Source organism: Methanobrevibacter sp., from assembly GCF_017427765.1.
GTDB lineage: Archaea > Methanobacteriota > Methanobacteria > Methanobacteriales > Methanobacteriaceae > Methanocatella.
The window spans coordinates 61,726-75,172 of the sequence record NZ_JAFRSC010000028.1 but is presented as its reverse complement, the minus strand read 5'-3'; the positions used below and the strand labels follow the sequence as shown (position 1 = coordinate 75,172).

At 34.1% G+C, this 13,447-nt stretch carries 24 protein-coding genes; 15 read left to right on the top strand and 9 right to left on the bottom strand.

Translation table 11 applies throughout. The features are described 5' to 3' along the window. Positions 1 to 291 precede the first annotated feature (291 nt). From IJL02_RS09120 to IJL02_RS09095, 6 genes are all read left to right on the top strand, one after another. Positions 292 to 618, top strand: coding sequence for a hypothetical protein (locus IJL02_RS09120; protein ID WP_292815335.1), 327 nt, complete (start codon positions 292 to 294; stop codon positions 616 to 618). A gap of 10 nt (positions 619 to 628) precedes the next feature. Beyond that, a complete protein-coding gene (locus IJL02_RS09115; RefSeq protein WP_292815332.1) occupies positions 629 to 1,018 on the top strand; it encodes a hypothetical protein in 390 nt (129 codons plus the stop codon). Between the two features lie 435 nt (positions 1,019 to 1,453). Continuing rightward, complete coding sequence (locus tag IJL02_RS09110) at positions 1,454 to 2,029, top strand: acyltransferase (protein WP_394355679.1); 576 nt, start codon at positions 1,454 to 1,456, stop codon at positions 2,027 to 2,029. A gap of 68 nt (positions 2,030 to 2,097) precedes the next feature. Then, complete coding sequence (locus IJL02_RS09105; protein ID WP_292815328.1) at positions 2,098 to 2,256, top strand: rubredoxin; 159 nt, start codon at positions 2,098 to 2,100, stop codon at positions 2,254 to 2,256. Positions 2,257 to 2,324: 68 nt separating this feature from the next. Then, positions 2,325 to 2,444 (top strand): rubredoxin-like domain-containing protein, encoded by a 120-nt coding sequence (locus IJL02_RS09100; protein WP_287412284.1) that lies wholly within the window; start codon positions 2,325 to 2,327, stop codon positions 2,442 to 2,444. Between the two features lie 8 nt (positions 2,445 to 2,452). Then, a complete protein-coding gene (locus tag IJL02_RS09095) occupies positions 2,453 to 2,563 on the top strand; it encodes a rubredoxin-like domain-containing protein (RefSeq protein ID WP_287412285.1) in 111 nt (36 codons plus the stop codon). Positions 2,564 to 2,574: 11 nt separating this feature from the next. Here IJL02_RS09095 and IJL02_RS09090 read toward each other — a convergent pair whose 3' ends face one another. Then, positions 2,575 to 3,174 carry a YigZ family protein gene (locus tag IJL02_RS09090; protein ID WP_292815325.1) on the bottom strand — a complete coding sequence of 200 codons (600 nt, stop codon included), beginning with the start codon at positions 3,172 to 3,174 and terminating at the stop codon, positions 2,575 to 2,577. Between the two features lie 66 nt (positions 3,175 to 3,240). Here IJL02_RS09090 and IJL02_RS09085 point away from each other — a divergent pair, with 66 nt between their 5' ends. Beyond that, a complete protein-coding gene (locus IJL02_RS09085; protein ID WP_292815321.1) occupies positions 3,241 to 3,621 on the top strand; it encodes a hypothetical protein in 381 nt (126 codons plus the stop codon). Positions 3,622 to 3,642: 21 nt separating this feature from the next. On the opposite strand, the gene IJL02_RS09080 is transcribed toward IJL02_RS09085, so the two are convergent. The 7 genes from IJL02_RS09080 to IJL02_RS09050 form a co-directional block, all read right to left on the bottom strand. Then, positions 3,643 to 4,506: a lectin like domain-containing protein gene (locus IJL02_RS09080; RefSeq protein WP_292815317.1), complete on the bottom strand. Its 864-nt coding sequence runs from the start codon at positions 4,504 to 4,506 to the stop codon at positions 3,643 to 3,645. Continuing rightward, a complete protein-coding gene (locus IJL02_RS09075; RefSeq protein WP_292815312.1) occupies positions 4,481 to 4,873 on the bottom strand; it encodes a C1 family peptidase in 393 nt (130 codons plus the stop codon). Before IJL02_RS09075 ends, IJL02_RS09080 begins: the two co-directional genes overlap by 26 nt. 192 nt (positions 4,874 to 5,065) lie before the next feature. Further along, positions 5,066 to 5,236, bottom strand: coding sequence for a hypothetical protein (locus IJL02_RS12515; RefSeq protein ID WP_366513291.1), 171 nt, complete (start codon positions 5,234 to 5,236; stop codon positions 5,066 to 5,068). A gap of 78 nt (positions 5,237 to 5,314) precedes the next feature. Then, on the bottom strand, positions 5,315 to 6,172 hold the full coding sequence (locus IJL02_RS09065) for a hypothetical protein (protein WP_292815305.1): 858 nt from the start codon (positions 6,170 to 6,172) through the stop codon (positions 5,315 to 5,317). Positions 6,173 to 6,198: 26 nt separating this feature from the next. Further along, positions 6,199 to 6,891, bottom strand: a complete 693-nt coding sequence (arfB, locus tag IJL02_RS09060) for a 2-amino-5-formylamino-6-ribosylaminopyrimidin-4(3H)-one 5'-monophosphate deformylase (RefSeq protein ID WP_292815300.1) — start codon at positions 6,889 to 6,891, stop codon at positions 6,199 to 6,201. A gap of 9 nt (positions 6,892 to 6,900) precedes the next feature. Further along, positions 6,901 to 7,383, bottom strand: coding sequence for an RNA-binding protein (locus IJL02_RS09055; RefSeq protein ID WP_292815297.1), 483 nt, complete (start codon positions 7,381 to 7,383; stop codon positions 6,901 to 6,903). A 59-nt stretch (positions 7,384 to 7,442) separates the two neighbouring features. Continuing rightward, positions 7,443 to 7,907 (bottom strand): type II toxin-antitoxin system antitoxin SocA domain-containing protein, encoded by a 465-nt coding sequence (locus tag IJL02_RS09050; RefSeq protein WP_292815296.1) that lies wholly within the window; start codon positions 7,905 to 7,907, stop codon positions 7,443 to 7,445. Positions 7,908 to 8,176: 269 nt separating this feature from the next. Between IJL02_RS09050 and IJL02_RS09045 the strand changes: the two genes are divergently transcribed. The 4 genes from IJL02_RS09045 (at position 8,177) to IJL02_RS09030 (ending at position 9,611) form a co-directional block, all read left to right on the top strand. Beyond that, positions 8,177 to 8,407, top strand: a complete 231-nt coding sequence (locus IJL02_RS09045; RefSeq protein WP_292815293.1) for an LSm family protein — start codon at positions 8,177 to 8,179, stop codon at positions 8,405 to 8,407. Positions 8,408 to 8,454: 47 nt separating this feature from the next. Continuing rightward, positions 8,455 to 8,643: a 50S ribosomal protein L37e gene (locus tag IJL02_RS09040; RefSeq protein WP_067042784.1), complete on the top strand. Its 189-nt coding sequence runs from the start codon at positions 8,455 to 8,457 to the stop codon at positions 8,641 to 8,643. 169 nt (positions 8,644 to 8,812) lie between these two features. After that, the gene (locus IJL02_RS09035) at positions 8,813 to 9,223 is read left to right on the top strand and encodes a hypothetical protein (protein WP_292815289.1); all 411 of its coding nucleotides are present in this window, start codon (positions 8,813 to 8,815) and stop codon (positions 9,221 to 9,223) included. 4 nt (positions 9,224 to 9,227) lie between these two features. Beyond that, positions 9,228 to 9,611, top strand: a complete 384-nt coding sequence (locus IJL02_RS09030) for a hypothetical protein (RefSeq protein ID WP_292815285.1) — start codon at positions 9,228 to 9,230, stop codon at positions 9,609 to 9,611. Positions 9,612 to 9,621: 10 nt separating this feature from the next. Here IJL02_RS09030 and IJL02_RS09025 read toward each other — a convergent pair whose 3' ends face one another. Continuing rightward, complete coding sequence (locus tag IJL02_RS09025; protein ID WP_292815282.1) at positions 9,622 to 9,957, bottom strand: hypothetical protein; 336 nt, start codon at positions 9,955 to 9,957, stop codon at positions 9,622 to 9,624. Positions 9,958 to 10,114: 157 nt separating this feature from the next. Between IJL02_RS09025 and rnc the strand changes: the two genes are divergently transcribed. Genes rnc through IJL02_RS09005 form a run of 4 tightly spaced genes read left to right on the top strand, consistent with a single transcriptional unit; the run spans position 10,115 to position 13,299 of the window. After that, on the top strand, positions 10,115 to 10,792 hold the full coding sequence (rnc, locus tag IJL02_RS09020) for a ribonuclease III (protein ID WP_292815279.1): 678 nt from the start codon (positions 10,115 to 10,117) through the stop codon (positions 10,790 to 10,792). After that, positions 10,785 to 12,251 carry a homoserine O-acetyltransferase gene (locus IJL02_RS09015; RefSeq protein ID WP_292815275.1) on the top strand — a complete coding sequence of 489 codons (1,467 nt, stop codon included), beginning with the start codon at positions 10,785 to 10,787 and terminating at the stop codon, positions 12,249 to 12,251. The genes rnc and IJL02_RS09015 overlap by 8 nt, the downstream gene beginning before the upstream one ends. Then, positions 12,242 to 12,985, top strand: a complete 744-nt coding sequence (locus IJL02_RS09010; RefSeq protein WP_342765185.1) for an AzlC family ABC transporter permease — start codon at positions 12,242 to 12,244, stop codon at positions 12,983 to 12,985. The genes IJL02_RS09015 and IJL02_RS09010 overlap by 10 nt, the downstream gene beginning before the upstream one ends. Next, on the top strand, positions 12,985 to 13,299 hold the full coding sequence (locus IJL02_RS09005; protein WP_292815271.1) for an AzlD domain-containing protein: 315 nt from the start codon (positions 12,985 to 12,987) through the stop codon (positions 13,297 to 13,299). The genes IJL02_RS09010 and IJL02_RS09005 overlap by 1 nt, the downstream gene beginning before the upstream one ends. The last annotated feature ends 148 nt before the right edge of the window (positions 13,300 to 13,447 follow it).

Genomic DNA, 13,447 nt, shown 5'->3' with positions numbered 1-13,447 from the left:
ATTCTAAACTCAAATTTAAAAATACAGATTTATTTTTTCTAATTGCTTATTAGGTCTTAAATTTACAAAATATTTTTTCCAAGTATTTTAGATTACTATTGTTCTCACTTCATAAAATTGCTTTCACTTTAAAATATTGATTTAACATTGTAATTTTATTATTAAACCTAAATTTTATCTTTATTTATAAATTTGGAGCTTTTAAACATTAATTTTATATATTTTGCTTGATATAACATTATATGTACTCGGAGTTTATACGAACTATATTTCTCAAAAAGAGGTGTTGTTATGATTTATAGGGGTTGTAACGGTACTGTAATGCTTTCGTCTGAAAGTGAAGTTGTAAAAAACAATGTTGCTTATTCCCAACTTGAAAAGTATCTTATTACTTTAAGTGCCAAGTATGGTTTAGGCGAAGTCCTTTTTAGAGAACGAAATCCCCGAAATAATAATTCTACAGATTCTTTTTACATAAGGGCTCCAAAAGATTGGTCTATTAAAAAGATATTTGAAGTTTGGGATTGTATTATTGAGGATTCTGATGAATTCATTGAATCTAGAGGTTATGATTCTGAATTGGAATTATGTGATATTGTTGTAAGTGGTAGATATTGAGGTTTTGATTATGACTCATGCATTTGTTCCGAAACATTTGCAGGCATTTGCTAAATATCTTTTTTTGCATGATTTTTCAAATGAAAATTATGATTTGCAATGTATTTACAGATCAATTGTAAATAGAGCATATCTTTCAACATATCTGCATACGAGTGATTGGATTATTGATAATGGTCCCTATAATGATGTCAAGGATTATTCTAAAGGAGACATTGGGTATCATGCAGCTATTCTTATAGCTTTGAAATTCTTTAAAAGATATGATGTTCATAAAAGATATTCTGAATTCATTGATTTAAGAGTAATTGCAGATTACAATATTGTTGATGTTGTTTCTAGAGATGATGCTAAAAGAGCCATTGAACTTGCGGATGAAATTTGCAATGCTTTGCAATAACTATTTTTTTTTAAAATACTGATTTTCACATTCCCTCATCAATTTTGTTACAAAAACATCAAATTCAACCATCTAATATATATACTAATTAGAAACATACATTAAATCATTAATAAAGTTAATTTAATTAAATAAAGGTTTGATAATATGGTCAGATTTTCACAAACTCTTGATGATAGGCAAATGAAAAATAGAGAAAAACCTGTGGAGCAACTCAAGGATAATCATCATTATTATTCTCATGAAGAAAGGCAGCCACATGTGGTTCAAATGCCTCGTGATGACAGAATGTATGCTCAGCCTCCAAGGCCTTCCTATCCTGAAAAACCTGCCTATCCAAGAAGGGACAATTTCCAGATACCTCAACAAAGAGAGGAAATAGAGGAAGTTATCTATGAAAGACCTGTAATTGAAAGAGAATCCGTAAAACCTGACTTGTCAAAACCTGAATTGAAGTTTCCATCTGGCCAGAATATCCAATTCGGTGTTGAATATTCTCCAAACTCAAAACCGCCTGTTATAGGTAAAAACCATACAATAAGATCCAATTCAATAATCTACAATGATGTTGTAATCGGAGATAATTTCAGAACAGGCCACAATGTGGTTATTCGTGAAAACACCAATATCGGAGATGACGTATTGATAGGAACCAATACTGTCATTGAAGGGGACGTAATCATTGGAAATGATGTAAGCATCCAGTCCAACGTATATATTCCAACCAATTCAGTAATTGAAGACAATGTATTTATCGGACCGTGTGCATGTTTTACTAATGACAAATATCCTGTAAGAATTAATTACGAACTTCAGGGACCTAAAGTCAGACGTGGAGCTTCCATCGGAGGTAATACAACATTTCTCTCTAATGTTGAAATTGGAGAAGGGTCAATTGTTGCAGCAGGTGCTATCGTAATTCATTCTGTCCCGCCATTTTATTTAGCTATTGGAACTCCTGCACGTATCAAACCGCTTCCTGATCATTTAAAAGTTCCGAATAGATTCTGATTTTCATTCGTAAATACTAAAACATTATATATTTCAACGGTCTAATTATAATTAAAGGAGATTTTAAAATGGCTATTTATAAATGTAAAATTTGCGGATACACTTTGGATGAAGACAACTATGAAGAAGGTTTAAATATTCCTGAAGGAACCAAATTTGAGGATTTGCCATCTTCATTTAAATGTCCAAAATGCAGAATGGCTAAGGCCATGTTTGAAAAAATTTAAATAATTATATATATTACTATCTAATAAAATATTATTAAAAACTATACAATTTAAAGGAGATTGTTAATATGGCAAAATTTAAATGTAAACTTTGCGGATACACAACCGAAGAATTTGATGAATTACCTGAAGACTACAAATGTCCAATGTGCGGCGCTACTGCTGACATGTTTGAAAAAGTAGAATAGGTGTAACAATGGCTTACGTTTGTAAAGTATGCGGATTTGTTTTAGAAGAAGACGAATTGCCTGAAGATTACGTTTGTCCTGTCTGCGGCGTGCCTGCAGCAAACTTTGAAGAACAATAAGTTCTTCTTTTTTATATTTTTTCTAAAAATTGCTTATTTTTAAAACTAGTTTCTATTTTTCCGGAGTATTTTTCAAATATCTTTAAAATATCTCTGTCATCCTTTGATACAATATCATAGCTGACCTTATCTGCATATTGCTTGTCTATAACTTCAAGATTATTGTTTCTAACTTCACTGTTGGCTGTTTTAATGTCTGAGTATTCAAAAGTAATCTGATAAACGTCATATTCTTCAATTTCAAGTATTTCTGCTTCACCTACAGCTTCCATAACAGATTTTGAATATGCCCTGACAAGTCCTCCTGCACCAAGCTTTATCCCACCGAAATATCTTGTAACAATTGCAGTCACATTGTGAAGTTCGTTTTTTCGCAAAACGTTAATCATAGGTTTTCCGGCAGTTCCTCCAGGCTCGCCGTCATCGTCAAAACCTTCTCCGTCACTTACAATATACGCTGTACAGTTATGGGTTGCATCCGCATATTGCTTGTTGATTTTTTGGATAATCTCTTTGGATTCAGCTTTTGTTTTAGTTGGAAATAAAGAACAGATGAACTGTGATTTCTTAACATTTATTTCGCATTGGATAGGTTCCTTAATTGTTTTCATGCTATCAATATCTTTATATATCTAATCAAATATATTATTGTTAGTAAATTTTAGAAGGTGTTTATATTGTCAAGTAGATCAGCTACAATTTTAGTAATATTTATAGTAGCTTGCGTTGCTTTCTGTCTGGCCAGCGTTTTTGGAGCTATGACCGGACCAATATCAATTTTACCTAATGAAAGCAGTGGGGGAATTTTAGATAATCTATCAGCGATTACAGATTCAGATAGTTCTCCGGCTACTTACGGATATGATGATTCTCAAAGTCAGTCACAATCAAGTTATGACAGTTCAAGTTCAAATGTAGAAACTACAACTGATAATTCTCAACAAAGTAGTTCTAGTTCGGATTCTAGTAGTTCTAATGTTGAAACTACTACTGACTCTAGTTCTAATGATAGAAATCCATCTGATTCTAACTCTGCAGAACCTAAAAGTGAGAATTAAATCATCACTTTTTCTTTTTTTTTATTTTTCAACGGTATAAACCTTAAGACAAACTGTTTTATCTATTTTAGCCATATCCATCCAGGTGTTATTGTCTTTACTTACTAGTGACATTCCCGGCACATAATGCTGCCTTGAAAATGCCTGATAAGGAACTGCGTTATTTTTAAACACTACTGTAAAGTTATCACCTGTTTTTACTGGAACATATTTATCTAAAACAATTGTCCTGAATCCGGCAAATTCACTTGTTCCATTTTGTGTGTGGACTTTCTGATTGTTTAGATAAACATCAAATGAATAATCAATTCCGGACTCATTGAAGTATGTTCCGACAGCTCCGATTTCCTCGTCATATTTGGATGTAAACTCGTTTGAATAATAGGTATAATTGCCGTCAAAACCAACCAAACCCGCCAAATCGGTCTGGTAGTTTACATGATAGTCAATGTCATTTTCAAAAATGTAGGCAACTGCCGCAGATTGGGGCACGATTGCATAATAATCATCAGCTAAAAGGGATTTGTCATAGTAGGATATGTAGTTGTATCCATTAGCTCCAATTTCTAATCCTTCGGAATTCTTGAAAATCCATCCTCCCGGTTTTGAAGGTGTTTTGTTTTCATCGGTTTGGAATTTTTCAGCAGGAATACTGTCATCCCATCCAACGACACTAACGAAATGTTTAGGTTGTGTAACTTCGTCGGTATAATGATATAGGTTGTTTGTTGGGCATAACTGGACAGATACTGCACCATATCTCATTATTGCCTGTTTAATAGAATTTTGAGTATTATTTTGTCCGCCGAAAATTATCTCTGCATCCTGAAGATGAATCCTATTGTCTGTTTTAGGAACCTCAGAAATCATTCCCCTTTTCATCATATGAGTCATCTTGAGAAGTTACAATTCCATTCCAACTTAATGCATATCCCAAACCACTATATGCAAAACCTGTAGCATTATTTCGTATATCTCCGAGGGTATTGTATCTTAACTGAATGTCTTGAATACTGTTTTCGGATATGTTATATAAAACGCCTGTGGATTTAAGAAGGGAAGATTCCAATGTGCCTGCAGTGGCAAAAGCCCAACAGGCCATATTGTCGCCCTGGTCTTCAACCGGACTCACCCAGCCGGAATCACGGGAATCGTATTTTGAAGGCAATTCATCTGAAGGTTGTGTAGTGTCTTTTATATTCAGTTTTAATCCTTTATTTTCAACTGAAACTGTATAATCCTTATGATTCAATGACAGGATGTCGGTTGAATTTAGATTTTTTATTTCCCTGCCACTGTCGAAGTTTGTGTAAACTACGCCATCATCGTTAAATGTTGAATCTGTGAAATGGTTGTCGGCATCATTTGTATAGATGATGTTTTTTGTGGAATTTGGTGAGGTTACAATATTGTTGGTTAAATCTGAATTTATTATATTTAATGTTCATTTATCAAAATAGATTGTGCCGGCATTTGATTTTGCAGCATTATCTGATAAAGTGGAATTGTTTATTGTTAAATTGGACCATGAGGTATATAATGCGCCTCCAGTGGAATCTGCAGAGTTGTTTATAAAGTTTGAATTTTTAAGATTTAATGTGCCTCCCAAATTCACTATTGCCCCGCCAAATTTGGATGAACAATTAATGAAATCACTATCAACAATATTTAATGTTTCAGGAATGTTTTCAGATCAGGAATCCAAATCCATATAAATACTCCCTCCATTGCTGGATGATGAAATGTTAGAGAATGTGCAGTTTTCAATCAGCATGGCATCGGATGGAACTGAAACATCACCAATGGTTTTGGGGAAATATTTTCCAATTATTGCTCCTCCTGTTAGTGATGCATTGGAATTTAAGAAATTGGAATTTTCAATTGACAAAAAATGCCCTTTGTAATTAATAATTCCTCCGTATTGGGAACTGAAGTTTTCAAAATTACAGTTTTCAATTTCTAAAGAGCCTCTGTTATAAATGATGGCTGTGTTGTTGTTTTCTAAAAATGTTGAATTGTTAACGGTCATGTTTGAGTCGGTTACGGATATATCAGAAGAATTGTCATTTGATTTGAAAGTACAATTTGTTAAAGTGATGTTGTCGGACAGACTAATGGTTACACTTCCGTCCTGATTACCTTCATTATCAATGAAAACAACATTGTTCAATTCGACTTCATAAAAGTCACTACCTACGCATGCGCCTGAAAAATTTGACAGAGTCATATTATTGATAACAATTTTGCCGGGGGTGAGGTTGTTAGTAAATGTTAAGCCCATAATTTCATTAGAGCCATCTATCTTATGTCCGTTACCATTAATTACATAATTGTCTCCAGTAAAAATTAGTGGTGAGTCATTTTCCATATATTCATAATCTTTTGTCATATTAAAGGTACCGTTGCACTTTTCCATATCATTATAAAAATCGTTCAATGAATTGGTGTTATTATTGACTTTAACTTCGTTAGCTGACGTTAAAACAATGGCAAAACTGATTACAATGCAAAAAATTATTATTAAACTGAAAAGCTTAAATTTTAATTTCATTAATGAATCACCGGAGTTTTTTCTGTTTAAAAATCTAATAGTTTTTCAACATCGAGCAATACTGAGTTTATGGCCAGATTGAATAATCTGTGTCCGTATTCCTCATCCACATAAACGCCGTTTTCTTCAACGTCTATTGCTCCTTCTTCGATGTTTGGATCGTCTTTTCTTGCCTGTGTGAATCCGTGAAGGCCTACTTCCTCATATTCATTGACATTTGCCTGTTTATCAATCTCATTCTCGTTAATAATTCCCAGAACTTTTGCCATGGACAGTTCTCCGCTTCCTCCATGAGGTCCTTCTGAGGATATTACCTTGTTGTTGAATATTATTGAAATTCCGGTCTTATCTTCAATGTCCCACAGTTCGGCCACCAGAGGTATGTTTCCTCCATGAGCGTTTACAATAACGACCTTTTCAATATCCAGGAATTTCTTTGCGGAGTTAAGTGTGCTGATAACGTTTTCTTTTAGGACTTCAAGGGAAACATGAACTCCATGGTCGATTGTGTCCAGTTCATAAGCTGGAAATATTATTCCCAAAAATTTAGCTCCGGTTAAAAGGGATGACTGAAATGCGATGTGGGCTCCTATTTTGGCATCGGTATCGATTGGAAGTGCAGGGCCATGGTTTTCAAGGTGTGATCCAAGCGCTATTATTCCTATTTTGTGGACTTGGGGATTTTTAATATTTCCCGCTCTGTATCTTAACTCGGCCATTTTACCACCTTAAATTTCAAAGTTCCAGATGTCGTCACCGACGTAGTGTTTTGTTGCAACCGCTTTTCCGGAATCGTTTGCAACCATCTCTTCACCGCTTATTAGGCTTACTCCAATAGCCAGTGGTTTTCCATGAGTTTCATCGATAATCAATACAATATCTCCAGGTTCAACACCTTCGGATGCATCTACAATTCCAGGACTCATTATGTCTGCACCGTTGCTTACGAATCTTATGGCGCCCATGTCTACGGTTACTTTCTTGCCGTCAATTTCATTGGCAAGTGCAGCTTTCAGTGTCGGGAATGGTTTGTCGTCGATTATTATGATGTATGGTTCACCATCCACCAGAATGAATGAATTCGGTTCGGCTTCAAGTATTTCAACATTCTTTTTTCCCTGAAGCAAGTCTTCATATTCGCCCAATTGTGATTTTATTTCTTTAATTTTCTTTTTTTTCAAAAAATTTCTTTTTTTAACTTTAATCGCCATGTTTACCCCATAATATATTAATGAATAGTATTTTGTTTTCAAAATTAATAAAACTATTGTTATCTTAAAAAAACATCTTCATAGTTTATCTCATCGCCCAGTTTGGTTTTAGTTAAAGGTTCATCACGGTAGGCATACTTGGTTATTGTGCTTGCGTTATTGTCACTTAATTTTCTGATGCATGAGTTGATTACAATGAGCTCTTTGGATGTAAATTTCAGTGTGGGAATGACTGTCAGATAATATCTGTGAAGGATTCTGTTATAATAGGGTTCTTTTCGCAAAAATAACTGTTTTTTAGCTATTAAATTTTCTGTAATTTTTTTAAAATGTTTTGGTTTGATTCCTCTTTTTGATTTGATGTATGTTTCTTTTGTTAGGAATTTGCCGTAGCGCTCGTAATAGTTAAAATCAATAAAATACATCACGGTACAAAGGACAGTTTTACCTAAATTAGGCTTGTTGTGGCATTTGAACAGTATGTACATGATTAGGTTTATGTATTTCTCCTCATTGATTTTCATGGAATTACCTGGTGATGGTTGAGTGGTATTAGTTATGTTGGTGTTTCAATATAAGCAATGTCAGAGAGCATTTGATGAATAATTTAAATACTATTAAACTAATTATTTAGTATCGGACTTATTTTTTCATTATTTTAGCCCAAAATAAAGTAACCTTTATATAGTAGGTTAGTTATAATTAATAGTATTAGTTTTAATTAGGTTTTGTCTTATCTTAACTTGATTATATTAATTTAAAACTAAAATTTATGATAATATAAGGTGATATAATGAGCGGACAAAATGTTCAAAGACCACTTGACGCATTAGGAAAATCTGTTGACTCTCCGGTTTTAATAAAACTCAAAGGAGATCGTGAATTTAGAGGTATACTTAAGAGCTTTGATTTACACATGAACTTAGTTCTTAATAATGCAGAAGAGTTACAAGACGGAGAAATAACCAGAAAACTCGGTGTTGTACTCATAAGAGGAGACAATATTGTTTATATTTCACCATAATTATTATTTCTAAACTATATTCAGCGAGAAGTTAGGGAGGTGTATCAATGTCAAAGGGAACTCCATCAATGGGTAAAAAGAATAAAAAGACCCATATCAGATGCAGAAGATGTGGTAGAAACACTTATCACATACGTAAAAAAGTCTGTGCTTCTTGTGGATTCGGTAAATCCAAAAAATTAAGAAGATACAGCTGGCAAAATAAAAAACCAACTACCAGACAAAGATTGGTATAAGTTGGTTAAAACCTTGAAGATTATTCAATTAATCTTCACTCAAAATCTATTTTTCAGGTAACTTTTAAGTCACTATCTACTTTATAAACTACTTTTTTTAGATATATTTATATAATATTGTGAGATTATAATAAATTTAGGTACAACTAAATTTTAGGAGGTCAATCAAATGACTGATTTGAATGATATTGCAAAAGAAAATGAAGTGGATTTGGAAAACTGTGTCGTCTTTGTAAGAGGTAAAGATGACATATTGGCTGTTGATATTTCCAATGCAGGAATAAGGCAGAGAAGTGATGATACAATGGGTTTTACATTTTCAATCTCTCCAAAACAGGCATTGGCTTTAGAAGAATTCTTCAATAGATTCACTACTGGTGAGAAATTCTACTTTGATATTTCACAAACAGGCTACAGGCCAGTTTATTACAGGGGTCTTTCTCCAATGACCAAGGAAGTCAGTGTCGAGTACGAACCAAAGTTCAATATTACTTTATTTGCACAGAAAGCTATTGTGGAGCCTGATGACAATTACTTTGAGCCAACATGCGCATGCTGTGAGTTCTGCCACATAGGGTAGTGATATGATGTATATTTCAAACAAAATCAGAATCACCAAACAAAAACACGGTGAATTCATAGAGCTTGATCAAAGAAGAGTCAAAATCAGGGAAAATGAGAATGGTCTGATGGCTTTAAGCTATGTCGCACCGGTATTTGAAATAATGGATTTAGAAAACTTCTTTGATGATGTTATCTCTTCTGAAAAATTAGGTGTGGATATCGGTGGAACTGGTGAGTTTAAGGTAAGCTACAGAGGAATAGTTGATGGGAAAGGTAAGAACTTCCCTCAAAATCTTGACCACAAGATAATTCTTCTGCAGGAGCCTAAATGCCTTGATATAAGAGAAAATATCCAGATTACTGGATTTTCAAAATTTAAACCAAGAGGTAGGATTTCTGATTAAATCCTGCTTTCTATATTTCGTCTTCAACAGCATCCCATAAATCAACTGCCCAGCTCTGGCCTGCATCAATCACCATATCGAGCAGTCTTACCTTGCCGTCCCTGAATCTGAACAGTCTGTAGTCCTGCTGAGGCTTTTTTGCAGTTCCTTCCTTATTGCAGTCAAGGTATATTCCCTCGCTGTATTCTGCTTCAAAGTTTCCTGCCTGGACAAAGTCTCCAACAAGTGAATATCCGTTTCTGACACTTTTGTCCAATTCTTCGATTGTTTTTAGCCATCCGCCCTGAGCTCTGAATTTTATATCAGGATCGATTTTTGTTATTTCTTCTTGCCAATTTATTATCATTGTACCAAATCCTTTTTGATATTACTTTGTAAATGAATTACATATAAGAAAAGAGATAGAGCATTTGAAAAGTAATATTTATAACTATTGTTATATAATATTATATATAATTGGAAAATAATAATTAATATCATATCAATAAACTTTGGGCGTTAACATGAATCTATTTGAAAAATTTGGCATTGAAACTGAAAATGAGGAATTATATCAGATTGCATTTACTCATGGCTCTTACAGTACAATTCATCATTTGGATTACAATTATGAGAGATTGGAATTTCTTGGAGATTCTGTTTTAAGTCTGATTGTATCCGAATATCTATACAATAAATATCCTGAATATGAAGAAGGAAAACTCACCAAACTGAGAGCCAATTATGTATGCCAATCTGCATTGATATTTTACTCACATGAATTGGGTTTAACTGAGTACCTTAAGGTTTCGGCTGAAGAATCAAATCTGACTAAAAATGAAGTGCTGTCAATCACTGCAGATATCTTTGAATCATTTTTAGGTGCAATGTTTATAGACCAGGGAATTAAATTTGCAAAGAAATTTATTTCAGACAATATTTTTCAATACATTGATGAAAAAAGAGTATTTTTTACAGATTATAAGTCTGCCATAAAGGAATATGCTGATGGAGAAGGACTGGAAATAGAATATGAAACATTAAATGAATATGGTGTTCCTCATGACAAAACATTCTTCATATCCATTCTAATCAATGGGAAAGAAATGGGAGTAGGAAAAGGAAAGAATAAAAAAGAGGCACAGCAGGAAGCAGCTAAAATTGCTATGGAAAAATTAAATATTGGTGTTTTAAATGAATGATGAATCTATTGGTATTGTTGAGACAAAATATTTCAAAATTGATGGAGCAATTGATTTGGATAGTGGTGAAAGTCTTAATAATGTTACTGTTGCATATGAAACTTACGGTGAGCTTAACAAAGATAAATCTAATGCTATTTTAATCTGTCATGCTCTGACTGGTGATGCCCATGCTGCAGGATGGCATGAGGGAGATAAAAAGCCCGGATGGTGGGATATTGTAATCGGGCCTGGAAAAGCTATTGACAGCGAAAAATATTTCATAATTTGTTCCAACGTCTTGGGAGGATGTAAGGGAACAACCGGTCCGAGTTCTATTAATCCAAAAACCGGAAAAGAGTATGGTATGGAATTTCCGGTAATTACTATTAATGACATGGTTACAGTTCAAAAGAAACTGGTTGACTCATTTGGAATTACTCAGTTATATGCAATTATAGGAGGATCAATGGGGGGAATGCAGGTTCTCCAATGGCTTGTGGACTATCCCGACATGATGAAAAAGGCAATTCCGATTGCAACAGCCGCAATGTCATCTCCTCAGCAGATTGCATTCAATGCTGTAGGTCGCCAGTCCATATTTTCAGATCCTAACTGGAACAACGGAAACTACTATGAAACCGGTGAGATTCCACGTAACGGATTGTCATTAGCCCGTATGATTGCCCACATTACATATTTGAGTGATGAATCAATGGACATTAAATTCGGACGTGGCCTTCAGGATAAGGACGAAATCAGCTATGACTTTACTGTAGATTTCCAGGTTGAAAGCTATCTTAAACATCAGGGCGAAACCTTTGTAAAACGTTTTGATGCAAACAGCTATCTATACATCACAAAGGCAGTTGATTTGTTTGATTTGTCCGTTAACGGATCATTGATTGACGGGTTAAAGGATGTCAAAGCTAAAATTGAAGTGCTTTCAGTTGATTCTGATTGGTTATATCCAACAGAGCAAAGTACTGAAATTGTAACTGCGCTTAATGCAAATAATATTGAAGTGGCATTTTCAGAAATAAAATCCAACTATGGTCATGACGCATTCCTGCTTGAAAAAGGACAGCTTAACTATATATTTGCCAATTTCCTGTCTGATAATGTTGTTGAAGACTTGATGATGGAAAAAATAGCTACAATCAAAGCGAATGCTGATGTTGTACAGGCAGCTAAATTGATGCTGGACCGCCACGTAACTCACATTCCTGTTGTAACTGATGACAATAAATTAATAGGTATTGTTACAAGCTGGGATTTATCCAAATCAATAGCGACTGATTCCAATAAGCTAAAGGATATCATGACAACTACCGTAAAATATTGTAATGCAGGAGATTCCATAGAGGAAGTTGCTCGTAAAATGCGTAAATTTGATATTTCATGTCTTCCGGTCGTTGATGAGGATATGAAAGTATTGGGCCTTATTACAACAGATCATATTAGTAATTTATTAAGTTAAATTACTTCTTTTTTTTATTTATTTCTCAAGGAGACATTGCTATTTCTAGAAAATCCAAGTTCATCGATGGTGCTAAAAAGGGCATTCCTATTACATTCGGATATATTCCAATGGGAATTGGTTATGCTGCAATTGCAATAAAAGCAGGTTTTACACCTCTGCAGACTATTTCAATGTCATTTTTAGTTTATGCAGGGGCGGGCCAAATCATCGCCGCTTCAATGGCTCTTACTGGTGCAACTGCAATAGCTATTATACTGACAAATTTTGTTGTAAATTTGAGATATTTTGTAATGTCTGCATGTGTTTTAAATCAGGTTGAAGAGTCAAACACTCCACTGAATGTCTTGGCGGCACATGTAACTGTTGATGAATCATTTGCAATGTTTTCACTTTCTCAGGATTCATCAATCTGGATATATCTTGGAATTGCAATAACTGCATGGCTTTCATGGTGTTTTGGTGCAGCAGTTGGAGTATTTTTACTTGATTTGCTTCCGGTAATCGTAACCAACAGTTTCAATATTTCACTCTATGCACTGTTTGTTGCAATACTGACTCCGGCCGTTAAGGAAAACAGACAGATCGCGCTTCTGGTTTTGATAACTGCAGTTTTAAACATTGTTTTAAGCAATTTTTTAGGAAACTGGTCATTAATCGTCTCCACTCTTGTTGGGGCTGCTGTTGGAATGTATATCGTTGATGATGAATATCTTCTTTCAGGTGATGCATGATGGATTACATAAATTTGGTTATTCTTGGATGTGCGCTTGTGACATTTATTCCAAGGCTGATTCCCGCACTTTTTATAAATAAGCTTGAGTTTTCACCCAAAGTGGAGAAATTCCTTAATTTGATTCCCTACACTGCACTTGCGGCGTTGATATGTCCTGGAGTGTTGACAGTTGACAGTCAGCTGTGGTATATAGGTTTGATTGGTGCGGTTGTTGCTGCAGGTCTTGCCTGGAAAAAAGTGCCTTTGGGAGCTATTGTGATTTTAACGGTGGTTGTTTTGATTACTGTGTATTCAATTGTTCCATTCTTTTAGTTTTTTTAATTTTATGATATCAAAACTATTATATAATATTAAAGTCAAATCAAATTGTACAAAAAGGTTATTTTAACATTACCTTTTTTTAAATGTTGGTTAAATATAGAGTTAGTTTGATTCTAACTTTATATTTTCTTTAAAGTTC